We start from the raw sequence: 25247 nt of genomic DNA on the forward strand, positions 1-25247 counted from the left end.
TCTGGACATCGGACATTTGTGTATGCCGCCCGCTTCGCGCTTGATTCGCCGTTTCTTTTGCTCCCTCCCTGTCGTCATGCTCACGCTCTGCGCGGGTTCGTACGTCTACGCAGAGTCCGGGCCGGTGGCCCCTTCGGTTGAGCGCAAGCCGTCCGCCATCGCGAATGCACAGACCGGACCATCGATGACGATGGATGAAGCGATTCGGATCGGGATCCGGAATCATCCGCTCATCGAACGTGCCCGGCAGAGCCTGTTGATCGCCAAGGCGCTGACACGCCTGCGGGAGGGAGAGCGCTATCCCTGGTTGGATGCGTCAGTGGCCGGCGCCGCCGGTGCCATGCGTATCGTCGGTTCCGACGGACAAATCCTACATGACGCGGGCGGCCATGGATTCAATCCGGGCGGAGGGTTGCCGCATCACAATCAAAATATGGTGAGCGGCGGGCTGCTGCTCAACCAATTGATCACCAATTTCGGCTATACCGCGCACAGAATCCTTGCAGCCGAAGCGACCGAGGCGGCAGGGGAAAAGGAGATCCAGACCCACAAAGCCTTCGTCATCCTGAACGTGCAAAAAGCGTATTTGGATTGTCTGCTTCAGCACAATCTGGTGTCGATTGCCGCCGAGACGCTCAAACGCCGATTGGTGGTTCGAGACCAGATCGAGGCGCTGTACCGGCGCCAACTGAAGTCCAAGCTCGACTTGGATCTCTTGCTGGTGGAGGTCTCAAGTGCCGAATTGTCACTGATCAGGGCACGCAATGAATATCAACGAGCGTTTGCATCGTTGCTGAATGCCATGGGAACGGATCGTACCGACCGATTCGAATTGAAACCTGTTGCCATCGTCGTGACGCCGCCTCCTCCGATCGAGGCATTAGTGGTTCTGGGCCTCAATGACCGGCCGGAATTGCTGGGTAACCGGGATCGGATTTCCGCAAGTCGGGAACTGTTACAGGCGGTCAAGTCTCAGCATTTCGGGTCGCTGTCGGCCGTGGGATCCATCGGGATGACCCAGTACGGAACCGTGCACGACGATGGAATCCCTCCTGACGGAGGTGCTCCATTTTGGGGTTTCGGCGCGACGATGCAACTTCCTCTCTTCACTGGATTCCGAATCCAAAGTCAGGCCAAGGAAGCCGATCATCGGAAAGGTGAAACGGAAGAAGAATTGAACATGCTGGCGAACGATATCGTGCTTCAGATCGTCCGTGCGTCACTCACGAATACCACGAATGCCGAACAAATTGCGCTTGAAGAGGAGCGCGTCGCACTGGCCAGCAGCGCGTTGCAGCTGGCCCAGGAACGATACCGGCTCGGGTTGAGCCCCATCGTCGAGGTGGTGAGGGCGACCGAGATGCTGTTTGAATCGGAGTCCAGATTGGCCGAAGCGCGGTACATCTATAAAACCAGCGAATCACTGATCGCGTATGCTACAGGGCAAGATTACAAGCGGTATTAGATTTTTCCTGATCGGCCTCATGGTGCTTGGGGTGACCGTACAGGCAACGGCCGGCTCTTCCCAGGTCGCTCCCTCGGTGACCGGGCCGCTGACCTGGGAGCAGGCGATCCGGACGGCGGTCGAGAGGCATCCGCTCATCAAGGCGGCGGACTATGAGGCGCTCGCATCCCAGGCCGTCGTCAAACAAATCGAATCTGCCAACTATCCCCAGCTGACCGGAGTGTATGCCAACTCCGGCGGCAACACGCGCGTCGTGGCCAACCTCAGTATCGGTGGATCACTACCGAAACCGACCAATTATCTGACGTCTCCCGGACTGCGCGCGGATTTTTTGATTACCGACTTCGGACACACGGCCCACCGGATTCTCTCCCAGCAGTCGATGGCTGCTGCCACGCAGAAAGCCGCGCTGGCGATGAAAGCGTTGACCATTCTGAACGTCGAACAGGCCTATCTGAATTGTTTGAAGCAGCAGCGCCTGGTCGAAATTGCCCAGGAGGTTCTTCGAGAGCGCAACCTCATCAGACAGCAGACGGAAGCATTGTATCGGCGCCAGCTACGGTCGAAACTCGACCTGGATTTTGCCTCGGTGGAGGTGAATCGGGCCGAAACCGTTCTAATCAAGTCACAGAATGATCTGTCGCTTGCCTACGCAGCACTGCACACTGCAATGGGAATTCCAGTTTCAGCCGCACGGGTTCTGCAGTTGGAACAAATCGAATCTGCCGTCTCGGCCGACACAGAGGAGTCGGTTCTGATCCGTCTCGCGATGACGCAGCGGCCGGAACTGCAGGGAAGCCGGGAACATATTCAAGCGGCCGAGGAGGCGGTGAAGGCCGCTAAAGCCATGCGGTTCGGTTCAGTATCCGCTATCGGCACGCTCTCCTACACATGGTGGGGGCACGAAGAACGAACCGACGGACGGAAGGTCAATAATCCTGGTGCACAACTGGGGTGGTACGGTGTCGGCGTGACTGCCGACGTGCCGCTCTACGCGGGCGGTCGAATCGAAGCGCAGATCGATGAGGCCGACGCGCGCAGGGGGGAAACAGAAGCCGGAACACGCTCGCTGGCCAATGATATCGTCCTGCAGGTGATGCGGGCCTATTTCAGCCGTCTGACCGCTGCGCAGCACATTGAAGTCGCAAAGGAAAAGGTCGCTCATGCGCGGGAGGCCTTGACACTCGCCCGTGAGCGATACAAGGCGGGGCTGAGTTCCATCATCGAAGTGACGACGGCAACGGCCGGTCTCCTCAGCGCCGAAGTTGAACTGACGGAATCGCAATATGAGTATCGTGCCAGCGATGCCGCATTGGCCTATTCGACGGGATCCGAATATGGCCGATACTAGCAGGCTGTCGAGAAAGTCGCTCATGTCACCCGCCCGCCCGGACGTGCCAAGACACGTCTTCACCAGGCTGCGTTCTCGCGGGACACTGCCGCCTCACTATCTCGGCGGCGTTCACAGGCGTGCCGTGCCTTATTCGGCACGGCGTGAACCTCAGAGGCTCAGCGTACGGCGAGTAAGAGCGGCTTGGGCCGCTCAGGGCGGCGGGTGAGACCCGGAAAGACGACTGTTCCCACAGTCGGTGGGCGGGCGGGTGAGACCTGGGAAAACGACTGTCCCCGCAGTCGGTGGGTGGGCGGGTGAGACCTGGGAAAACGACTGTCCCCGCAGTCGGTGGGTGGGCGGGTGAGACCTGGGAAAACGACTGTCCCCGCAGTCGGTGGGCGGGCGGGTGAGAACGGATACGCTTCGCCTCAAGACACTGGGCGCTCACCGACTCGCGCCCGTCCGCAACCGTGGCGCTCATTATTCTTCGCGCCGCGGACCTCGCTGCGGCCTTGCCCGCGGAGCGGCGCGTTGCGGGATGACGATTGCAAAGCAATCGGTGGGTGGGAGGGTGGAAATGGAATCGCCGGGGTTGGGCGGGTGAGAACCGAGGCCTTTCTGAACAGCCTACGGGACATGCTGATGGCAGCCGTGTCTCAGACACGACGCCATTTCCGAGGTCATCACAGTGTTTATCAGCACACGGCTAGGTACGCGTCGTGCTGCGAGCGAACGTTCATCATTATCGCCGGGCTCGTCCTGACGCTGCACGGCTCCGGTGACATCGGTTGGCCCCAGGAATCGTTCATCGACAGTGCGTCGCAAGAATCCCCCTTCTCATCAACGGACCTGCCCAACAGGAAAGGTGCATTTCTCGGCTATGAAAATGCCATTCGGATCGGGGTTGAACATCATCCTCGGATACGGCGATCCAAGGAGACGGCGCTTGCCGCCGGAGCCGTGTCGGATCAGGCCGTCTCTCGCTTCTATCCCGAGTTGAATGCGTATGCCATTCAGACTGGAGGGGCAGTCCGTCCTGGGAGTGTGTTCAATGTCGCCGGAACGCAGAACAAGCCGACTTCCTATGTGGGGAACGCAGGAGTACGCGCCGATCAGCTGATCTATGATTTCGGACAGACCTGGCACAAGGTCCAGGCCGAACAAGCCGGTCAGGAGGCGGCGGAGACCGACATCCGCACCCATAAGGCCTTGATCATTCTTCGCGTGCAACAGGCGTACATCCATGCCCTTCGGCAGAAGCGGCTGGTCACGATCGCGGAGGAGACCGTCCGGGAACGTGGGGTTCTCCGTGACCAAATCGCGACGCTGTTCAAGAAAGAACTGAAGTCTCGGCTCGACCTGGACTTCATCTCCGTCGAACTCAGAAACGCGGAAGTACAGTTGATTCAGGCCAGGAACGAGCTTCGGGCGGCCTTCGCGGGACTCAACAATGCCATGGGGATTCGAGGCCCCGAGGAGTATACGCTCGAAAACGTCCCTGACGTGACCGCCTCGTCCGAGACGCTCGAGGCATTGATCGCCACGGCGATGGAAGATCGTCCCGAATTGATCGGGGCCGGCCTGCTGGTGACCGAAGCCGAGGAGCGATCGAGTTCGGCGCAGGCGTTACATCTTCCTACGATTGCGGCCCAGGGCATGTACGGGGTGGTCCATTTCAGCGACGCTCCCGTCAATCAATATGCCGGTTCCCATCCGGGCCAGACCAATCTGTGGTGGGGCGTGGGCGCCACGGTCTCGGTGCCGATCTTCACCGGTTTTCTGATCGAGAATCGTGTGGCGGAGGCCCGGCAGAGCAAGTATAAGGTTGAACAAAGGAAGATCGATCTGTCGAACCGGATCATGCTCGAGGTGACGGATGCCCACCTGTCTCTCCAGACCGCGAGGCAGCAGATTACGGTGGCCGAGAAGGAAGTCGAGTCGTCCCGCAGCGCGTTGACGCTGTCCAAGGAGCGATATCGCCTCGGACTGGGCTCCATCGTGGACGTGACAACGTCTACCGTGGCGTTGCTGACCGCGGAAGTGCGTTTGGCCGAAGCGCGGTATGCGGTCCAAGCCGGGACGGCGGCCGTGAGTTATGCCACGGGGCAAACGTATCAGAACTTCTAACACGCCGTGCAGCCGGTTTGACTCCGAACGGCCACCTGATTACGATGTTTCAGCGAGGCTTTGATGCGCCGCCTCCTCCGAGTCTTCAGTGACCTTCCGATCGCCCGCAAGCTCTTCCTTGCATCGTTCATCCCTGTCCTGACCGTGATTCTCCTCAGTATCGTGACGTATCGCAGTGTCGAAACGTTTTCCGAGGACGAAGGCGAACTCAACAACATCTATCTCTCCCAGCGCCTGGCGGCCGAATATTTGCGTCTCATCGTGGACCTGGAAACCGGGTTTCGCGGATTCGTGATTACCAGACAGGACAAGTACCTCTATCCCTATCGTACCGCCCAGGATCATGTCCAAGCGGTCGGCCTGTCGCTGGAGGAAAAGGTCCGTGAATACGGGGAGCAGCGCTTGATCATCGCCAAGGTCCAGTCCCTGGCGGCACAGTTCGTTATGGAAAAAGAGGACCTGATCGAGGCGGTGAAGTCGGGTCGTCCCGAGGATGCGAGACGATATATCGAGGATGGCCGCGGGCGCACGATCATGCTCCTCATACGAGAAGAGATGTCCCGGTTCGACCACACGGGCCAAACCATCTTGAATGCCAGGCTGGCACGATTGTCTCAAGATCGAAACACAATGCTGTTCGTGATTCTGGGCGGCGGCTTTGTCGCGCTGGGGTTGATGCTGTTTACGCTCAATCTGATCGCCCGGTCGATCACCGGTCCTCTCGTGTCGTTGGCAAAAGCCGTCGGCTCTTCCCCGGCCGCCTTGATCCCGACGATTCCTGTCACGATGCGGAAGGACGAGATTGGAAATCTGACGCAGGTGATCCATACCATGAGCACGCAGTTACGCGAGCATTTGGCGGCGGTCGAAAAATCGGAGGCGGAACAGCGGATCTTGAACCAGGATCTCTCCGTTTCGGAATTGAAATACCGCAGTCTGGTGGATCACGCGCCGTTCGGGATATTTTCCACCACCGGCTTCAAGATCACGTTCAGCAACCGGTACAACCGTACGTTGGCCGGTTTGAGTCCCGATGATGAAAGCGATCCCGAGTCATTCCGTCAATGGATCCACCCCGATGACCGCGACCGGGTGTTGACGGCGTTTGCCAAGGCCGTGGAGGAGCGCCGGCCGTACGAGACCGTCTTCCGATTTCTGCACCATGACGGGACCGTTCGAAAGGTGCTGAGCCGGAGGATTCCGATTCAACAGGAAGACGGCCAGCCGGTCGTCTACCAGGGATTCAACATCGATATCACCGCGCTCGATCAAATGCAGGCCAGGTTGAGCCGTGCCGAACGGCTGGCCACGCTGGGGCAGGTCGCGGCCGGGATCGCGCATGAGATTCGGAATCCGTTGGTGGGCATCGGGTCGAACGCCTCGTTGCTGTTGGACGAGTTCGATGCGAACGATCCGCGCCGTTCCGATCTGGAACTTATTCTGAAAGAGACGAGACGACTGGATCGCATCGTCAATCAAATCATCGACTATGCGCGCCCGCGTGAGGTGGCGCCGGCCCTGTTCAATCTTGCGGAGTTGATTCAGGAGTCCCTCAAACTGCTGGAAGGATCGATCGTGGCCAAACGCATTGCCGTACACTCCGGCATGGTTGCCGACCCGGCACTCATGCACGCCGACCGCGATCAACTGAAACAAGTGTTGCTGAATTTGATCCAGAATGCAGTGGATGCGCTGGACCATGACGGGACGATCACGATGACCGTGGGAGAGTCGATCCGCAACACCGAGACCGGTATCGGCGTCACCGTGACGGATTCCGGGCATGGCATCAGACCCGAAGAGTTGCCGCACGTCTTCGAACCGTTTTTCACCAGCGGGAAACACAAGGGCACGGGGCTGGGACTGGCGATCTGCCGCAACATCATCGAGGCCCATGGCGGCGATATCCGATTGGTAAGCGAAGTCGGCCGAGGGACATCCGCCAGCATCTGGATCCCGTCGATTCAACAACCGAGAATGAGGGAGCACTGAACCATGCAAGCCACGATTTTTGTCACGGACGACGAACATGCGATCCGTTCCGCATTGGTCAAGCGACTGACACGCAAGGGCCACCGGGCGAGTGGTTATGAATCAGGTGACGCGCTGCTCGCGGCCGTGGACCGCGAACAGCCGGATCTGGTCCTCCTGGATCTGAAGATGCCCGGCCTCAACGGATTGGACACGCTGAAAAAGGTTCGGCCTCTGTCCCCTCATTCCTTGTTCATCATGCTGACCGCATATGGAACCGTCCAGGATGCTGTAGAGGCCATCAAGCTGGGCGCCTATGATTTTCTGATCAAGACCGTGGAATTGGACGGCGTCGATCCGGTGGTCGATCGGGCGCTGGATCTCTTGACTCTCCGGCGACGGGTGGAATTCGAGGCGGAGCATCACGAAAGTCAATTCTCATTCAGTACGGTCGAGGCGCACAGTCAGTCTATGCAACGACTCATGGGACAGGTCAAAGATGTCGCGGAGAATCCGAAGTCGACTGTCCTGCTGCAGGGAGAAACCGGAACGGGCAAGGAATTTCTTGCCCGAGTCATCCATCACAACGGCCCGCGGGCCAACGGGGCCTTCGTCGGCGTGAACTGCACGGCGATTCCGAAGGAGCTGTTTGAAAGCGAACTGTTCGGTTACGAGCGGGGAGCGTTCACGGGTGCCCATCAGCGAAAAATCGGGCTATTGGAAAAAGCGGAAGGCGGGACGCTGTTTCTCGATGAAATCGGAGACTTGGATTTGTCCATGCAGGCGAAGTTGCTCCGCGTACTGCAGGAACGGTCATTCCGCCGGTTGGGGGGCACGGAAGACATCGCCGTTGATTTCAGGCTGATCGCGGCAACGAATCGTGATCTCAAGCGAGCCGTGACCTCGGGGACGTTCCGCGAAGACCTGTTCTTCCGGCTCAACGTCATCACATTCGAACTGCCGCCCCTTAGAAACCGTGTGGAGGATATTTTGCCGCTCTGCCGCCAGTCTCTCATCCGGTATGCCAAAGAATTCGGGCGCGACGTCTTGGATTTCGATCCTGCGGCTCAGACCATGCTCGAACGGTACAATTATCCGGGGAACATTCGTGAACTTCAGAACATTATCGAACGCGGCATGATCTTCTGTAGGGAAAAAATGATGACCGTCGACTGCCTGCCGATCGAACTGCGTGTGGCGAGCAAACCGATGGCTCAGGCTGTCACACAAGGACAGGATCGTCTCATCAGATTGGAAATGCAGCTTGGGAAACAAACGCTGGCGGAGATGGAGCAGGCCATTATTGACGAAGTCATGCGCGTCTCCGATCAGAATAAGAGTCTGGCCGCCAAACATCTAGGGTTGACACGCTTTGCGCTGGACCGCCGGCTCAAGAAAGTGATGGAGCCGTGAGCGCACGGCTCTCAGGCTGGATCGGGCACCGTGGAAAGTCGCTGATCCTTCCGGCATCCGGCCGGATCGTTCCCACAAACCGGACCTTGCTGCGGAACATTCTCGGTATCGAGGAGTTCCAGGCCTTTCCGCGCTTGAGCGGAATACAACTCGTAGCGAGTGCGTGGAAATTCTACGAGGACCGTCCAATACATTTCCTCTGCTACGTGCGGGAGACAGGCTTCTTGTGCGACTTGCCCAACCCGCAGTGTGCATGCCGCAGCCATCGCAGAGTGGATCGACCGAAACTCTGATGGGCGGTAAAAGCTCTTTGTTTCGTTTCGGTTCGGATATCGGACTCACGGTGAGTTCGTGGCCCGGCCTCGCGAAGAGAAACTCGAAGCGATCCCTCAACACAGGGCATTTCATGCTGAGGCGTTCGAACATTGGGCCTGCTTCCATCACGCCGCAACGGAATCACGAACCGCGACCGCGAGCATTTCGGACAAGATGGTCACATGACCGTCCTTGCGCACCCAGGCATACGCTCCGTGCTCGATGGCGTCGAGCTCCATGCCGTGTTCTGACTCGGACAGAACAATGATCGGTATCCAAGGCCATTGTGATCTGCTGATCGCGAGGAAATCCCACCCACCCAGCTTGGGAATGCGAAGATTGGTCACGATGACGTCGATCGGATGCTTTTCCAACTGCTCAAGCGCTTGCATGCCGTCGGTCGCGCCGTATGGACTATACCCTTCGCTGATCAGCTTGACGGAAAGAGCAAACATACACTCGTCTTCGTCATCGATGATCAGTACACGCTTCTGTCTGTCCATCTGAGGTCCCCCCTTTTCGGATGCACGCCGAACCTGTCTTGTTCAGTTGATGGGCGTGTGAGTCGATCATTGCGGGCTTGAGTTGAGATGCGGCACGGTTCGTGTTCACTTTCAGATTTAAGCGCAGAAAGGAGCCGTCGGTCGGTTGAGGCCCTGTAAAGGACACGGGTGCCGTCAATAGACCGAGAAGCACGAGGATAATTCCCAGTTTGGTCATTGCCGGCATGAGGCCGAAAAGTCCTTGAAAGTCCCTTGTTAGTGGAGTTCTGGTATCGCAGATACAGCGGAATGGTGAGCAAACAGGAGGCCAGACAGGCGTGACAGAGGGACAGACAAATAGTGCTTATAAATCAGGTTGATAGAGCAGCGTATGGGGATAAAGGAACAGATGTGCTTCAGCTTATGCCCTGCGGAGAGGAACAACTTGTCGTCGGTGATGATGGAGAAAAAGAAAAGCTCGCGCCAACCGCGGGCTTCAGCCGTTGAGACATCCTGTCACCCTTGGGGGCAGAATGGTCGCTCAGGCCTGGCCGTACTGCCGAAGCTTCCGCAGCAGCGTTTTTCGGTGAATTCCCAAAATCGCCGAGGCTTGCCCGTGGTCATGCTGGTGCGCCTCAAGCACGCGCTGGATGTAATCCTTTTCGAGCTCTTCCAATGTCGACCAGCCGCGCGCCCTGGCTGTTTCCTGCACCGTGGCTACGCGTATGGCATCAGGCAAATCCTCCGGCACGATCACCGGATGCGGCGTCAGGGCGATGGCTCGCTCGATCACGTGTTCGAGTTCGCGTACGTTGCCGGGCCAGGAATATTGGGTGAGCAGCGTGAGCGCCTCGGCCGAAATGCCTGTGACGACCGGTTCCTTCGTCCGGCCGAATTTATCGACAAAGTACTGACCGAGGAACGGAATGTCTTCGGTGCGTTCCCGCAGCGGAGGCAAGACAATGGTCACGACCTCCAAGCGGTAATAGAGGTCCTCGCGAAACGAACCCGACTCCACCAGCGGTTTGAGATCCTTCTTCGTCGCGGCAATGATTCTGACATCGAGGGTGCGGGTGGTATTACTGCCGACACGGCGGACTTCTCGCTCTTGCAGCGTGCGCAGTAATTTGCTTTGGATCACCGGCGACAAATCTGCGATTTCATCCAGAAAACAGGTTCCTTGATGGGCCTGTTCGAGCAACCCTTTTTTCGTGGCGACCGCTCCGGTGAACGCGCCTCGCTCATGACCGAACAATTCCGACTCCAACAGGGTTTCCGCCAGCGAGCCGGTATCGATCGGGATGAACGGTCCGCTGTTGCGGGAACTATTGGCGTGAATCGCGCGGGCGATCAATTCCTTGCCGGTACCGCTTTCCCCTTGTATCAATACCGTACTGTCCGTTTCAGCGACGCGGGCGACCATCTTATACACCGCCACCATGCCGGGACTGCTGCCTACCAGATTGTCGAATGAATACCGTTCCCTCAACTGGTCTCGCAGAGACCGGTTCTCTTTCAAGAGCTTTTTGTGCTCGAGCGCTCTTCGGACCACCAAGCGAATGTCTTCGACGATAAACGGTTTACTGAGATAGTCGAATGCCCCGGCTTTGATCGCATCAACTGCGGTCTTCAACGATCCATATGCCGTCAGGAGGATGACGAGCATATCGGGGGTTTTTTCGCGCACGGCGGCCAGAAGGGCGAGGCCGTCCATGCCTGGCATATGTATGTCGGTGATCAGAAGGTCGGGTTGCCACTCCGCAAGACGCCGGAGCGCCGATTCGCCATCTTCCGCCGTTTCGACCTCATATCCCTCTTTGGCGACCACTTCGCGTAGCAATGCCAGCGTTTCAGAATCATCATCCACGACCATGACGCGAGATTGTCGGAGCATCAGCGAGCACCTCCATCCACCGGAAGCACGATCATGAACCGGGATCCTTTCCCGGGTTCGCTTTCAACGTCGATCTGACCGCCGTGGGCACGCACGGTTTCCAAGGCGATAGCCAGACCCAAGCCCGTGCCTCGACCGGCTTTCTTCGTGGTAAAAAACGGCTGGAAGATCTGACTGAGCTGTTCGGCGTCCATTCCAAAACCGGTGTCTGCAAATTCGACCGATACCCAGGACCGCTGATCCGCGAGCAGGTGGGGCGTGTGAGGCGAGACAGAGATCATCAAGGTGCCGCCGGCGGGCATGGCGTCAAGGGCGTTTTCAATCAGATTGATGAATACTTCCTGCAGCTGCTGGGAATCGGCTTGGATTTTATCCAGATGATGATTCCATTTGGTCATGACGGATACGTTACGGCGCTCGAATTCGAGCCGGAATAGAACGATGCATTCCCTGATGCATGTATTGAGATCGAGAGGCGCTCGTACAGGTTCCGGGCGTCTCGCATACAGCAGCATGTCTTGAATGATTTTTGAGGTGCGTTCGATTTGTGACTCCACGGTCTGCAATCGCTGGCGAGATTCCGCCCCTAAATTTCGATCCTCAGCCATCAATTGGATGTGGCCTGACAACGCCGTCAGCGGCGTCCCGATCTTGTGGGCGACCGTCGCGGCCATCTGCCCGATGGCCGACAGTCGCTGAGATCGTGCGAGATCCCTCTGCGCGGCGGATAGCAGCTGGTTGGCCTGCGCCAGCTCCCGATTGGTCTGCATGACTTCGGCCGTGGCGTCGAAGACTTTCGATTGCAGGCTATCATTCATGGTGCGCAGAGATTCCGTCAGGCGGGCATTGTCTTCAGTTGCTTTTCCAATTGTTTTCACCATCAAATTGAATCTGTTGGAGAGTTCTCCCAATTCGTCCTGCCTCTCGACCGGAACTTCCGCCGTCAGGGTTCCTCCAGAGACGTCCTCGATTGCGGAAAGGACTCGGTGCAGCGGTCGGTGGACGTTGATGTACAAAAACAGGTTGATGGCAAAAACGACGGCAAGCCCAGTGATGATCCGCCTATTGCGGTTGGTGCGTTGCATGGCATCGAGGGCGTCATCCATTTGCAAGGTTGAAAACTCCGCATAGGTGGATCCGACCACGGCATGTCTTAAAAAAATCGGAGCTGCGAGGTAGACTCGGTGCGTGGTCTTCCTACTGGAGTAATCTATCAGCGGTTTTTGTTCGGTTCGAACGCGACGCACGAGGTCCGGCGCGCCGTTCTGTCGAGGCATCTCAGTCGGTCCGGAGCTGGTGATGATGGTCGTGTCGTCTCCGGTCTCGTTGGGGAAGGCATACAGCACGATATCAACGAGATCCGGTTGATTTGCCACGATTTTGTCGAGTTCTTTGGTTCGGGCCTCGCGGTCGGTCAGATAGGCTGTGCTGGTGACCGTCCGGTCTATTGATTTCCCGACTGCCAGAGCCACGTCCCGGACGTTTTCCTCCACGAGATGTTGAATATAGCGGGACTCAAGCCATTCGGTGATGACGGCTGAAACTGTCACGATGATCACGACGATCATCGTAATTTTGGTCTGGAGGTTTAACGGCTGCCATCGCGGGATCATGCTGCCATGGTAGTCTCTGGCCACTTCCTTGTTCAATTGGAATCGAGACAAGATGTCTGTTTCGGCATAAGTTGTCTCCGAGTTTTCTATTTCTCCAGCGCCAATTCCGAGAGGCCTGGTGCCAAAGACCGCATCTTCCGCACGCTTACGACATAAGCCGACGAACGGAGGACGTGCATCGATCAGGCATCCGGCTTGCTCACTCTCTCCGTCCGAACGGTAATCATATGGCTGGACTCATCCTTCTCGTCGAAGCGGATTTCGTGTTGGGCGCTGTCCTGGGAGAAGTTCTGCGTCATAGCGGGTATGAGGTGACCTTCATGAGGTCGCTGAAAGGTGAAGTTGAACGCAAGCACCCGATCAGTGCGGTCGTGCTTGATGTCGATACGCTCTCGGCTGATAAAGAAATCACCTTACTTGAATTGCTTGAACAGTATGGCGAGGACCTTCCGCTCATCCTGATCGGATTACTCGTACCCGGCACGGTTCACCATCATCTCCGAGCGCACCTTCAAAAATTGGAGTCTAACCACCCTAAGCATGTGGCGTGGGTACGAAAGCCTTTTCGCAATGAAGAGCTTATAGCGGCAGTGCGAAGGGTTCACGACCATCATCCTATGGTCTGTTCGGAGCATAAGTGATTCAAATGTACGTATTAATAACCGGTGGTGCTTTTATTGCACCTTTACAACTGCGGTAAGCTGTGTCTGCATTGGAGGGAAGCGTCGATGAAACAGCAAGGATCGACAGGAGTCAGCGAGATTCAAGAGGACTCCGGTCACTTTCAGCTCGACTGGCTTGGAGCTGAAGCCAGTGTTCACATCCTGCCCCACAGACAAAGTGCATTCCAATACATACAGTCAAATTGGATTTCAAAAGGGAAATTTCTGACTGTATTCATCTCTGGTCTGGCAATGGGAGGCTGGCTGGCATTGTTTTCAGCCAAGCCAGTTGCTACGCTATGGGCTTCCGGCGTAATAACCGCCGAAAATAACGTCGGTAGCGAATGAACTCTCTCATAGGGGTTTTATCGGTGTATGGTTTTGAGGTTACCGGTGTATGATTTTAAGTGCACAGGTAGGTTGCAATGCATCTGAAGTAGTATCTGGAAAGATACATGAATATACTGCTTGATGGGTTTAAACGTAGAACAGGAGCATGGGCGAGTGATATGGAAAGGTTGGAAACAACTTCATTTCGAGAGGAAAGGACATACAGATGAAAATCGCTCAGGTTTCCCCATTGTGGGAGAGTGTTCCTCCTAAACTATATGGAGGAACGGAACGCATCGTATCGTATTTGACTGAAGAGCTGGTTCGCTTGGGCCATGATGTGACTCTATTCGCCAGTGGAGATTCCATCACATCGGCTCGCCTTGAACCGATTTGTTCAAGCGCATTGCGGTTGAACACGGGAATATTCAATCGCGACGCCCCCTTGACGATGTTGATGGAACGAGCCCTCGGTAGATCGGGTGACTTCGATATTATCCATTCCCACTTGGACTTTTTAGGTTTTCCTCTGGCGCGGCGAAATCCGACTCCTACGGTTGCCACGTTTCACGGACGGCTCGACCTTCCGGAGTTACAACCAATATTTCGCGAATATGCAGAGCTTCCCATGGTCTCGATCTCGGATGCACAACGGAAGCCGGTCTCTTGGGCCAATTGGAAGAAAACGGTCTATCATGGGGTGCCTGAAAATCTATACAGCTACCATGAGAAGCCTCAAGGGTATCTCGCGTTTTTGGGTCGCATTGCCCCCGAAAAGCGTCCGGACCATGCCATCGAGGTTGCGAAGCGGTCGGGAATACCTTTGCGGATTGCGGCCAAAGTAGATCCGATGGACCGAGACTATTTTCAACGTGAAATTGAACCGTTGTTGTCGCATCCGCTGATCGAATACATTGGGGAAATCACAGACAAGGAAAAAGATCAATTTCTGGGAGAGGCCTTGGCGCTGGTGTGTCCGTATGACTGGCCTGAGCCTTTCGGGCTGGTGCTGATCGAAGCGTTGGCCTGCGGAACTCCCGTGTTGGCGTATCGTCGAGGGTCCATTCCCGAAGTGATCGAGGACAAAGTCACCGGCTTCGTCTGCGACGGGTTGGATGACATGGCGTCCGCCGTCCACCGCGTTGCAGAACTCGACCGTCAGGGTTGTCGAAAGAATTTTGAAAAGCGATTCAGTGCCAGACGGATGGCTCAGGATTATGTCCGGGTTTATGAGGAACTCCTGCAGGCGGCTGCGAAGCCGAACGATGTCGAGAGGGGGCTTCCGAACTATAGCCTCTGGCCCAGTCTCGCAACCAACGTATAGCATCCCGATTTCTGACGATGCAGGGGCCGAATGTGGGCTCCCCTGCATCCCGATCGGAGAGTCCGGTACGTTCTCCATTCCACAGGAAGGCAGAGCTCATGAAATGGAGGATGGAGCAGTGTATAGTGTCCCAAAACAATTCAAAAGGTGGGCAAGAAGAAGATGGAAGTCAAGGAACCGATAGCCGTATCCGAAGAACAGCATCCCGCTGACGAAATCGTCGCACCTGCGAGTCTTGATTCGGAAGTGAAGGAACTTCCGGCGTCTGGATGGGGTTTGCTGAAAACCCGAAACTTTGGTCTTCTCTTCGCAGGTCAAGCCATATCGCAAATCGGCGACAGCATGAATAAGGTCGCACTGCTGTGGTTCGTGTACGAGCTGACCGGGTCGGCATTCAAGATGACGGTCATCGGCTTGTTGCAAACGATTCCGCCCCTGGTGTTCGGTCCCCTTATCGGTGTGTATTTGGACCGTCTGCGGAAGAAACCGGTCATGATCTGGGTCGATTGCATCCGTGCGGTGCTGGTGCTTTTAATTCCCCTGCTCTACTCACTCGATGCGCTGTCGTTAGAACGGTTGTACCTGCTCGTCTTTGCCACCTCAATTGTTTCCACCATTTTTGGACCTGCATTGGCGTCCTCCGTCCCTCTGATCGTGTCGCGCAATCAATTGATGGGTGCCAACGCACTTGTTCAGAGCACGACGAACATCGGATTGCTGATCGGTCCAGCTGTCAGCGGTGCCGGCATCGCGATGGTAGGAGCACAGAATGTCCTGTACATCGACGCGGCGACGTTCTTTATTTCGGCTCTTTGCCTGATGCCGATCATGGTGCGGGAAGTTCCTCAAGCAGCGACACGGCCGCTGGACAGGGCGGGACTGATACAGGACCTGCTCGTGGGTTTCCGGTTCGTGTTCGTCCAGCACCGTACGGTGCTGCTGCTCATGCTGACGGCCACGCTGTACAGTCTTGGGGCCAGCGCGTTCGTATTCCTCCTTCCGGTATTCGCCACGCAATTGTTGGATGCTAGCCCCGTCGAGCTCGGATGGTTATGGTCATCGCTCGGAATCGGCATGCTGATTACTTCCGCGTGGCTTGCGAAACGCAATCAGGGAGACATACGAAGCCGGCTCCAACTCGTTGCCATTGCTCTGGCGGTAGGGGCGGTTGCCGTGTGTACGCTTGGCATGCTGCAGGCCCCCATCATGGCCGCAGTCTTGATCGTCGTCTTCGGTGGCAGCACCGCAATATTTACCCCGGTCGTATGGGCCATGCTTCAGGAGTTGACCCCGGAAAATCTTCTCGGACGCGTGTTCACCACGTTCAGCACCGGCGCGATGGCTTCGGCCATGGCCGGGATGGCTGCCTTCGGCTGGGCAGCGGATGCCATAGGACCTGCCGAAAGCCTCCTGGGTATTGGGCTGGTCCTGCTGGGAACAGCTATCGTCACGGCCGCATTCAGCCGCCGATATCTGCATCCCACCCAGTCAAAGCTTCCTGGACTGATGACGGTGTGAGACTGTTCCTGTAAACAGTAGCATGGTTCTACAGGCCTCACGAGGTGGAAAGGGGACGCGACTCACGTTGCGACTCATGAACGTTAGGCATACGTTCCGGGCGCTTGGCATTGGCGCGCTTCTTATAGGAATTCAGGTGACCGGCCCGGCTACGGGTCGTGGCGACCAGACCCCGCCACCGGCATCTTCCAGCTCGTCTGATCCAGGCAAAAATACCAGTCAGTCTCCTGCCGTAAAGACTCAGAGCACTCCTGCTACGCCTTCCCAGGACTCAAAACCTGCGACTCCGAAAAGTCAGTCCACAAACGGGAACGGTGATGAGACGAAGCCCAAGGACGACCGGAAACCTGAAGAGAAGAAATCCGAAGAGAAGAAATCTGAGGAGAGGAAGTCCGAAGAAAAGAAGCCGGAAGACAAGAAGCCGGAAGAGAAAAAAACGGAAGACAAAAGAGTTGATGATAAACGGTCTGAGGACAGGAAATCCGATGAGAAAAAGGTAGAAGAGAAGAAGGTTGAGGAGAAGAAGACGGAAGAAAAGAAGTCCGAAGACAAGAAGTCGGACGAAAAAAAGGCCGAGGACAAGAAGGCTGAAGATAGGAAAGCTGAAGACAAGAAATCCGAGGAGAAAAAGGCCGAAGAATCAACTGAAAAGGAGAAAGGCAAGGAAAAGGAAAGCTCTGGGAAGCGAACCGTCTCCTCAATGATTCTGACGGTGAAACTCGCTTTGATTGCAGATCCTCGAATATTCCCGTATGAAATAGAAGTAGAAGGTGGGGCCGAAGAAATCGCGCTGTCTGGAAAAGTGGGGAACGAGGGTGAGAAGTCGATTGCCGGATCGGTCGCTCGTACTGTGCCGGGTGTCAAAAACGTGGTGAATAAGATCGATATCGTAAAAGACCTGCCCGACGTACTTGGCCGCAAACAGGACGATATCCTTACACATCAAGTCAAAGAACGGTTCGCGAGAAGTGCGACGCTGAAAGCCGCGAACTTCGAAGTGAAGACGGAAGGCGGAGTCGTTTCGCTTGCCGGGACCGTCCGTTTTCAGGTCTTTATCTGGGAGGCGGCGGAGGCGGCAAGGGAAGTTCCAGGTGTGAGAGCTGTGCGCACAGATAAGGTGAAGATCGAGAGTGAGGGATGAGGTCTTGGCAGGCGGTATCGATGGGCCGATCGGTAAGTGGACAAGAGAACGTCCTCAGAGAGGCGTCTCGTGCTGCACCTCGCAATTTGCTGTTCACCAGAGATTTTGGGCTTGTATGGCTCAGTCAGCTCATTTCTCAAGTCGGGGACGGGATCTCCAATCTTGCGTTGCTGTGGTTCGTCTATTCGATCACCGGCTCTCCGGTGAAGACAACCATCATCGGACTTCTGCATACGATTCCTCCCATCGTCCTGGGGCCCTTGATCGGGGTGTACGTGGACCGGCTTCCCAAGAAATTCTTTCTCGTCGGCTCCAATACACTCAGGGCATTGCTCATTGGCATCATTCCCTGCGCGATTCCGACGGATTTGTTCACGGTAGACATGCTGTATGGGCTCGTCTTGCTGGATGCCGTGGCGATGGCGGTGTTCAGTCCGGCACTGACCTCCTCTATCCCCTTGATCGTCCCCCGCTCCCAATTTACCGCGGCGAATGCCTTGATCCAAAGCACGACCAGCCTGGGAATTATCTTCGGTCCGGCCGTGAGCGGCGTCGGCATTTCCATGTTCGGATCACAGGAAGTCCTCTGCCTCAATGCGCTGACCTATTTCTTGGCCGCCGTCTGCCTCGGGTTTATCCGGTTGCGGAGCCTGCATGCCTCATCCGCCACGGAACAGGCACCAGGGTCGGCATGGCAGGACTTCGTCGACGGCGTAATGTTTCTCGTCAAGAAGCAGCGGGTCATTCTATTGCTCATCATGGCGGCAGCCTGCTACGGATTCGGGGCGAGTGCGCTGACGACGCTATTTCCAGTGTTCGCAAAAAAACTGCTTGGTTTGGGGCCCGTCGAAGTCGGATTCTTGTGGTCTGTGCTTGGCATTGGTCTTCTCCTCATGTCGATCGTGCTGCTCCGGTTCACCGAATGGAATTTGTCGGAGCGCACCAGAATCATCGCCGCGGCGGGCGTGACGAACGCCGTGGCCATCTCGGCCCTCGTCTGGACGAAGGACCTGTACTTCGTCAGCTTCCTCATGGTGGTCATTGGGGCAGGGATGGGCGTGTTCACACCGATCGCCTGGGGCGTGGTCCAGGAACTCACTCCGGCTCCAATGGTCGGACGAATTCTCGGCCTGTATAGTACTGGGGCCATGGTTGCCGCCATCAGCGGGATCAGTACGTTTGGATGGGTCACCGAGCACTTCGGGGAAACGACCGGAGTATCCAGCATCGGCGCGACCTTTTTGCTGACGGCCACGTTCGGCGCATTGTTGAGCCGCTCGATTCGAAGCAGATGAGGTGGAACCGTGGAACACCTTGATGATCCTCGTGAAGAACCTTTCGAAATTCTGGCTTCATCTTCTCTGGCGGACTCCCATATCAAGGTTCTGAAACAGGGCGACACGTTCGGAGTTTTCGATCGGGACGGTGATGTCCGCTCCGTCAAGCAGGCGGCCGAAGGCCTCTATCATGAAGGGACGAGATTTGTCTCGAGACTTGAGCTCACGCTGAACGGTGTACGTCCGCTGTTGTTGAGCTCGAACATCAAAGAAGACAACGTTCAGCTCAGCGTGGATCTCACGAACCCCGACATGATGCATAAGGGTCAAATGGTCATGCCGAGAGGTTCACTCCACTTGGCCCGCGTGCGGTTGTTGTGGCAGGGCCGTTGCTTTGAACGTCTTCGCATCCACAACTATAGCCTCCGGCCTATGCCCGTGCGCCTTTCGTTTCGAATCGATGCGGACTTTGCCGACCTTTTTGAAGTGCGAGGGCGAAAGCGCGAGCGCCGCGGGGAACGGTACGATCCTGTTCTGACCAAAGAGGGTGTCATCCTGGGGTACCGGGGATTGGATGGGGTGCGGCGTCGGCTGCATTTCCGATGCAGCCCTGCCCCGACGACTATCCAGGAGGGAGAGCTCATCTGTGAGACGCTTCTGCCGGCTGGCGATGCCGTGCAATGGGATCTCACGATGATCTGCGAAACCGGGGGCTCTTCGTTCGGGGAATTATCCTACGACGGCGCTCTGACAGAAGTGGATCGGTCGATCAAATCCGCCGAGGCAGATGAATGTCTCATTGTCACTTCGAATGAACAGTTCAATGCCTGGCTGAACAGTTCCTTGGCTGACCTGCACATGATGGTCTCTGATACCCCGGAAGGACCGTATCCCTATGCCGGGGTGCCCTGGTTCAGTACGCCGTTTGGACGGGATGGTCTCATCACCGCCTTCGAACTTTTGTGGGTCAATCCCGCGATTGCACGGGGCGTCCTGGCCTATCTTGCCGCCACTCAGGCACGAGAAGTGTCGCCTGAACGCGACGCCGAAATCGGGAAGATCCTGCATGAAACCCGCAAAGGGGAAATGGCTGCGCTCAATGAAATTCCCTTCGGGCGTTATTACGGGAGCATTGACTCGACTCCACTGTTTATCATGCTCGCTGGAGCCTACTACGAGCGCACGGGTGACTTGCCGTTCATCGAACATCTCTGGCCCCATATCGAATTGGCGCTCAAATGGATCGACGAGTCAGGAGACCGGGACGGCGACGGCTTTGTGGAATATTTCCGACAGTCCAGCGACGGCCTCGTCCAGCAGGGCTGGAAGGATTCGTATGATGCGGTCTTTCATGCCGATGGACGGGCTGCTGAAGGTTCCATCGCTCTCTGCGAAGTCCAGGGATACGTGTATGCCGCAAAACGCCGCGCCGCCAGGCTCGCGCTCGTACTGGGTCATGCTGAGAAAGCGAGGGGTCTCCTAAGAGACGCTGAGAGATTACGCGCGAAGTTCGAGAAGAGCTTCTGGTGCCAGGATTTATCTACTTATGCGTTGGCGCTCGACGGATCCAAGCAGCCGTGCCGGGTCAAGACTTCCAATGCCGGGCACTGTCTCTGGACGGGGATTGCGGATCCGAAACATGGCATGCGAACGGCCAAGACGTTAGCGGGAGAGGCCTTTTTTACCGGGTGGGGAGTGCGGACGGTCGCGACATCCGAGGCGAGATACAATCCTATGTCGTATCACAACGGATCGGTTTGGCCTCATGACACGGCTATCGTGGCAGCCGGGATGGCTTCCTATGGATATAAGCAGGGCGCAGTAAGAATGCTGAGCGGCCTCTACGATGCCAGTTTGTTCCTTGAACTCAAACGTCTACCGGAACTGATATGCGGCTTTACCAGGAGACCGGGCGAAGGGCCGACGCTCTATCCCGTCGCGTGCAGCCCGCAAACCTGGTCTTCCGTTGCCGTGTTCCTGCTTCTGCAGGCCTGTCTCGGTCTGCGTATCGAAGCTCCCCGTGCCCGAGTATCGTTCTCCAAGCCCACTCTCCCTTCATTTCTCGAACACGTCGAAATAAAGAATCTTCGTGTCGGGAATGCGTCCGTCGATCTGTCGCTTGAATTGCATGCGAATGACGTCGGCATCAATGTACTCCATCGAGATGGCCGCGTAGGCATCGTCGTGACGAAGTAGATTACACTCGGCATCCGAGAGATCCCCCTTACTCAGCACCTCGTTTCCAAGCTGTCCGCAATTTAGACATTCTGTCCGTCGCGGACAAAATGTTTCTAATCAGATATTTTTTATAATTAATCAATAGCTTATAGAGTGGAGGCTACGCGTGTTTGCCCAATAGTTCCCCGTCAGAAGTATTTCCTGCACATGATAGGCAGATGCCTACACTCATCTAACTGCACATAAATAAAATGAAATTCAGAATGTAGCCGTATCGAATCTAGGGAATTTTGAAGGTCTATCTTTTGCAAAATTATCAGGCAAGTTCGCGAATGTTTTGAGATCAGTTCGAGATCCACATCGTGGGCGCGTTCATCAAGAGGAGGAGTCGTAAAAATGCAAGAAATGAATACCAACCGGCTAACGCTGATGAAAGAGCGAGCAAATCTCGATACAAGTGCGGGCGTTCGGAAACTGCCGATCGAGAGTGAGCTTGAAGGGCAAATTTGCGTTCATTGCGGCAGCAGACGGTATTCGCTGGTTTTTCGAATGGTCAAAGGGCAACCCGGCGGTCGACTGTCCGCCCGTTGTACCCAGTGCCGAGGGTACCGAGCGTTCATTCCCGACCACATCGTTCCTGAGGCCACAGAGGTAGTCGGCGGTTATGCCGGAGGACCATCGGTATAACCAGCATCGTCAAACCCAAACGTTTGCCGCACGGATGCTCCGTCGTTTGAAGTATCAGGGCGGATCACTCAAGAATAGGAGGCAGTAATGGGACGTGATAATCGAGACAATACTGAACAATCCAAGACTACGGTTGAACCTCAGGATGGAAATCCGATGCGGTGCCAACGGTGTCAGGGTTGCATGGTCAGAGACATTTTTCTTGACGTCATCAATGTAAGCGGCGAAATGGATTTCAACGGCTGGCGTTGTTTGAATTGTGGGAACATTACCGATCCGGTCATCGTGCACCACCGGTATGCCGACCTGAATAATGAACCGGCACGGGCAAAACGTCGATGGTCCGGTTTTGTGTCGGTATTTACTCCTTCTTCCTAACCAGTCTGAATGCGGTACGGCGGAGTGGGACGAGTATGTTGTGGGGGACGCCCAGCAATTGATACAGTCTTTCCCCCGAGTGGATGAGATGGCGTCTCCCGGAACCGATAAAAAAAGCTAGTCCTCTAGCACCTTCTAGTTTTAGAGCGCGTCACGTCTGTCCGAACACGAGCCCCCATCGGGATTCCCTTCCTCTTTCCAGCGTGCCGTAACTGCGCTCTCGCGACAAACGTAGCGGGCGGAGCCAAGCGTGGATTATCCTTGACGCTGGCCGCAAACGACTGTAATTCCTTCCCCATGCCATATCGGTCTCAGAGTCTTGCCTACGGAGCCGTCGTGACGGCAGCGGTTCTGTGGGGAGGGTCGATCGTGGCGCAAAAGCTGACGCTCAGCGGCTTTTCCGCTGTCGAAGCCTCCGTCTTACGGGATATCGGCGGTCTGGTCATTCTCCTGGCAACCTGGTGGTGGCAGCAGGAAACACTGGGGCGGCTGAGCGGGCGAGACCTTCGCACGCTTTTTTCCCTGGGACTTGGCGTCCTTGGCAATCATCTACTGATCCTCATCGGCCTCAAATACGTCAGTGGCGCGGTTGCCGGTGTAATTATCGGTTCATCGCCGGTTGTCACCGCGCTGCTTTCTGCTTTGTTGATCCGGGACGTCCCGCTGCGCCTGGTGTGGGGTGGTAGCGTATTGTCATTTCTCGGGGTAGGGGTGGTGTCTGTCGCGGGATATCAGGCGGCCGGCGAACAGCCATTGTTCGGCGGGTCGATGGTATTCCTCGGAGTGGTGAGCTGGGCCTTATTTACAATCGGAAGCCGGACGATCATGGAACGCATGTCCGCTTTGACAGTGAATTGGACCACGTTGTTGGTGGCAACAGCGTTACAGGTACCATTGCTTTGGACCGACAGAAAGATGCTGCAAGCCGGCTTATCCTCTGTTTCCCCTTCGGATTGGCTGGCTCTGGGATATTTGATCGTGTTTGCGACGGCCGTTGCACAGCAAGCCTGGTTGTTCGGTGTAAAGGGAATCGGACCCTCCCGGGCCTCCGTATTCGGTAACTTGACTCCCGTCGCGGCCGTTCTTCTTTCCGCCTTGATCCTTCACGAACCAGTGGGGATGATCGAGCTGGTCGGCATCTCCCTGATTCTTATGGGTGTGTGGCTGGTCGGCAAGCAAACCGCTCGGTCAGAATAGATCGAACCGAGTTTCGGCGGCTCCTCCGTTTCTGCGATCACACATTCTCAAACTCAAGATTTATGGCCGGCACTTGCCGGACATAGTGTCCCTCCACACGACTGAACGTTTGTACACTGAACCCTTCAGTCACAGACATCCGAATTTACACAGTCTTCGTATACTGCGAATTTATCTCCGCTTATTGAGGGGAACAGACCTTGCGAGTTTCGCATGCGGTTCACATTGAAAATGCTGAACGTGCCCGATATGGCAGCGAGTGCGGAGAATAACCGATCACGAAGGAGCAAGAATGAAGGTCAAAGGTATTTTGGTAGAAGACATCGAGGGAGAAGAATTCCTGGTGACACTTCGGGATTCGACCACTGCCGGGAGGCCGGCATTTATTGTCGAGCGGCGTGAACGAGGCATATGGATGACCGCTGAACTTTCTCCCCGTCAAACGGTGACGATTACCGCCATGGCTCTGATGGGATTGAGCGCGCTCCTGGAACGTTGCGGGTTGAGATTGGATGGGACGGGAAGCGATTGCCATGGACCGAGTGCGAACGAGCCCCCTCGTACGTCAATGTCCTACCCAGGACTTTCTCAATAGCCCCAAACTATGTTTTCCTGCCCGCCTCTCCCAAGGATGCGGGGCAATGTCGACGCTCGCCCCCAGTCTGCTCTTTACAGTATGATAGCGGACTCACACACGGGAGGCACGAGTGATTGAGCAGCGTATCGAGGAAGTGACCCTAGCGAACCAGCGGTTTTACGAAGCATTTGAGTCTCTCGATATTGCCAAAATGGATGAGGTCTGGGCACACCTTGAGTATGTCACCTGTGTGCATCCGGGCTGGACCCTACGTTCCGATTGGCCCAATGTGCGGGATTCATGGGTGCTGATTTTCAATAACACGTTCTCGATGAAGTTCGAGCTCAGTGAGGTCACGATCCAGGTGGCGGGGGATGTGGCATGGGTGATCTGCGTCGAGAATATCACCAGCCAGCAGTCGGACGAACCGCAACAAATCAGAGTCATCGCCACGAACCTGTACGAGCGGATCGGGGATGAATGGCTGATGATTCATCATCATGGATCCGCCGTGATGGGGTGAACGAATCGACTGGGTGACATAGCCGCGGCGGCACTGCGGGCGTTCACACATACGCCGTCCGCTCGTACGGATCGCAGTTGCAATTGATGTGTGACATGGGCAGAGCCGTACGACGGACGATCAAGACGGTGATGTTCTCTGCGGTCCTCCTCACCGGGGTGGGATGCATATCAGTTGCGCAGGTTACGACATTGTCCGACGAGCAATGCCGTCGGACATTCGTCTCCCAACTGGAATCCATCCTCACAGAAGAAGGTGAACCCCAAGATGAAGCCGGCCGGTTGGCCGGCGCTACGGTTACAGCGCTGGCGAGCGGCCGTGTCGGGCCCAGACCCTTTTTGGTGCCTGCATCCTCCGGAGTCGATTACGGCCTGTTTGTGCAGCGCAAGTCGTCCAACTGCCTGTTGCGGTTGTTCAGCCGCCAAAAGGGATTTGTGCGGTACCAGAACAATCTGACCTATATTGCGACGCGTCAACTCGAAGGCTGTGACTGCTCGGAATAACGTGTTTGAGGATGAGGGTCAAACAGAAGTGGCCCGGGGAGCAGAGGAGGACGGAGTATCCACGGTTCGGACTGTTTGCTGCCATTCGGCGGCAATGGTGTCTCGTTGTTCCATCGACATGCCGGCATAGAGAAGAAACATCTGAGGGCCTTTTCTCCGGCGCCAGGTGAGGAAACTCAGAAAATGTTCTTTACAGACATTCTGGGTTCCCGCCGGGGCATAGACTTTCCCCTGGCACCCGTGAATCATGCAGCGAAGGTCGTTCATGGTCCCTCCAGCCTCAGTATGCAGGACCGTCGGTCTGTTTTTCAACCGTTCCGTATTGGGAGAGTTCCTCTG

At 56.2% G+C, this 25247-nt stretch carries 22 protein-coding genes; 18 read left to right on the forward strand and 4 right to left on the reverse strand.

Translation table 11 applies throughout. The annotated features are described in order from the left end of the window. The first annotated feature begins 22 nt into the window (after positions 1–22). From W02_RS16270 to W02_RS16290, 5 genes are all read left to right on the forward strand, one after another. Positions 23–1465 carry a TolC family protein gene (locus tag W02_RS16270; protein ID WP_173049562.1) on the forward strand — a complete coding sequence of 481 codons (1443 nt, stop codon included), beginning with the start codon at positions 23–25 and terminating at the stop codon, positions 1463–1465. Beyond that, positions 1434–2816 carry a TolC family protein gene (locus W02_RS16275; protein ID WP_173049564.1) on the forward strand — a complete coding sequence of 461 codons (1383 nt, stop codon included), beginning with the start codon at positions 1434–1436 and terminating at the stop codon, positions 2814–2816. The genes W02_RS16270 and W02_RS16275 overlap by 32 nt, the downstream gene beginning before the upstream one ends. Positions 2817–3329: 513 nt before the next feature. Then, the gene (locus tag W02_RS16280; protein ID WP_173049566.1) at positions 3330–4925 is read left to right on the forward strand and encodes a TolC family protein; all 1596 of its coding nucleotides are present in this window, start codon (positions 3330–3332) and stop codon (positions 4923–4925) included. Positions 4926–4988: 63 nt separating this feature from the next. Continuing rightward, positions 4989–6917: an ATP-binding protein gene (locus W02_RS16285; protein ID WP_173049568.1), complete on the forward strand. Its 1929-nt coding sequence runs from the start codon at positions 4989–4991 to the stop codon at positions 6915–6917. 3 nt (positions 6918–6920) lie between these two features. Then, positions 6921–8309 carry a sigma-54 dependent transcriptional regulator gene (locus W02_RS16290; protein ID WP_173049570.1) on the forward strand — a complete coding sequence of 463 codons (1389 nt, stop codon included), beginning with the start codon at positions 6921–6923 and terminating at the stop codon, positions 8307–8309. Positions 8310–8749: 440 nt separating this feature from the next. Here W02_RS16290 and W02_RS16295 read toward each other — a convergent pair whose 3' ends face one another. The 3 genes from W02_RS16295 to W02_RS16305 all read right to left on the reverse strand — a co-directional run bounded on the left by W02_RS16295 (position 8750) and on the right by W02_RS16305 (position 12664). Beyond that, positions 8750–9127 (reverse strand): response regulator, encoded by a 378-nt coding sequence (locus W02_RS16295; protein WP_173049572.1) that lies wholly within the window; start codon positions 9125–9127, stop codon positions 8750–8752. A gap of 520 nt (positions 9128–9647) precedes the next feature. After that, entirely contained in the window at positions 9648–11000 is a 1353-nt protein-coding gene (locus tag W02_RS16300) for a sigma-54 dependent transcriptional regulator (RefSeq protein ID WP_173049574.1), read from the reverse strand. Next, complete coding sequence (locus tag W02_RS16305) at positions 11000–12664, reverse strand: sensor histidine kinase (RefSeq protein WP_173049576.1); 1665 nt, start codon at positions 12662–12664, stop codon at positions 11000–11002. The genes W02_RS16300 and W02_RS16305 overlap by 1 nt, the downstream gene beginning before the upstream one ends. A gap of 176 nt (positions 12665–12840) precedes the next feature. Between W02_RS16305 and W02_RS16310 the strand changes: the two genes are divergently transcribed. The 13 genes from W02_RS16310 (at position 12841) to W02_RS16370 (ending at position 24908) form a co-directional block, all read left to right on the forward strand. Continuing rightward, positions 12841–13254 (forward strand): response regulator transcription factor, encoded by a 414-nt coding sequence (locus W02_RS16310; protein WP_173049579.1) that lies wholly within the window; start codon positions 12841–12843, stop codon positions 13252–13254. An 87-nt stretch (positions 13255–13341) separates the two neighbouring features. Beyond that, complete coding sequence (locus tag W02_RS16315) at positions 13342–13623, forward strand: hypothetical protein (RefSeq protein ID WP_173049581.1); 282 nt, start codon at positions 13342–13344, stop codon at positions 13621–13623. Between the two features lie 208 nt (positions 13624–13831). After that, positions 13832–14929, forward strand: coding sequence for a glycosyltransferase family 4 protein (locus W02_RS16320; protein ID WP_173049583.1), 1098 nt, complete (start codon positions 13832–13834; stop codon positions 14927–14929). 162 nt (positions 14930–15091) lie between these two features. Further along, complete coding sequence (locus W02_RS16325; protein ID WP_173049584.1) at positions 15092–16447, forward strand: MFS transporter; 1356 nt, start codon at positions 15092–15094, stop codon at positions 16445–16447. A 76-nt stretch (positions 16448–16523) separates the two neighbouring features. Beyond that, positions 16524–17588, forward strand: coding sequence for a BON domain-containing protein (locus W02_RS16330; protein ID WP_173049586.1), 1065 nt, complete (start codon positions 16524–16526; stop codon positions 17586–17588). Positions 17589–17608: 20 nt separating this feature from the next. After that, positions 17609–18883 carry an MFS transporter gene (locus W02_RS16335; protein WP_173049588.1) on the forward strand — a complete coding sequence of 425 codons (1275 nt, stop codon included), beginning with the start codon at positions 17609–17611 and terminating at the stop codon, positions 18881–18883. Positions 18884–18892: 9 nt separating this feature from the next. Continuing rightward, positions 18893–21061, forward strand: a complete 2169-nt coding sequence (locus tag W02_RS16340) for an amylo-alpha-1,6-glucosidase (protein WP_173049590.1) — start codon at positions 18893–18895, stop codon at positions 21059–21061. Positions 21062–21439: 378 nt separating this feature from the next. Next, on the forward strand, positions 21440–21730 hold the full coding sequence (locus W02_RS16345; RefSeq protein WP_173049592.1) for a hypothetical protein: 291 nt from the start codon (positions 21440–21442) through the stop codon (positions 21728–21730). A gap of 87 nt (positions 21731–21817) precedes the next feature. Next, positions 21818–22108, forward strand: coding sequence for a hypothetical protein (locus W02_RS16350; protein WP_173049594.1), 291 nt, complete (start codon positions 21818–21820; stop codon positions 22106–22108). A gap of 336 nt (positions 22109–22444) precedes the next feature. After that, positions 22445–23305 carry a DMT family transporter gene (locus W02_RS16355; protein WP_232068569.1) on the forward strand — a complete coding sequence of 287 codons (861 nt, stop codon included), beginning with the start codon at positions 22445–22447 and terminating at the stop codon, positions 23303–23305. Positions 23306–23597: 292 nt separating this feature from the next. Continuing rightward, entirely contained in the window at positions 23598–23900 is a 303-nt protein-coding gene (locus tag W02_RS16360; RefSeq protein WP_173049598.1) for a hypothetical protein, read from the forward strand. A gap of 112 nt (positions 23901–24012) precedes the next feature. Continuing rightward, positions 24013–24405: a nuclear transport factor 2 family protein gene (locus W02_RS16365; protein WP_173049600.1), complete on the forward strand. Its 393-nt coding sequence runs from the start codon at positions 24013–24015 to the stop codon at positions 24403–24405. 95 nt (positions 24406–24500) lie between these two features. After that, positions 24501–24908, forward strand: a complete 408-nt coding sequence (locus W02_RS16370) for a hypothetical protein (protein ID WP_173049603.1) — start codon at positions 24501–24503, stop codon at positions 24906–24908. 18 nt (positions 24909–24926) lie between these two features. Here the strand turns inward: W02_RS16370 and W02_RS16375 are convergent, their stop codons facing one another. Then, positions 24927–25175 (reverse strand): hypothetical protein, encoded by a 249-nt coding sequence (locus W02_RS16375; protein ID WP_173049605.1) that lies wholly within the window; start codon positions 25173–25175, stop codon positions 24927–24929. Positions 25176–25247 lie beyond the last annotated feature (72 nt).

The organism is Nitrospira sp. KM1 (genome assembly GCF_011405515.1).
GTDB lineage: Bacteria > Nitrospirota > Nitrospiria > Nitrospirales > Nitrospiraceae > Nitrospira_C.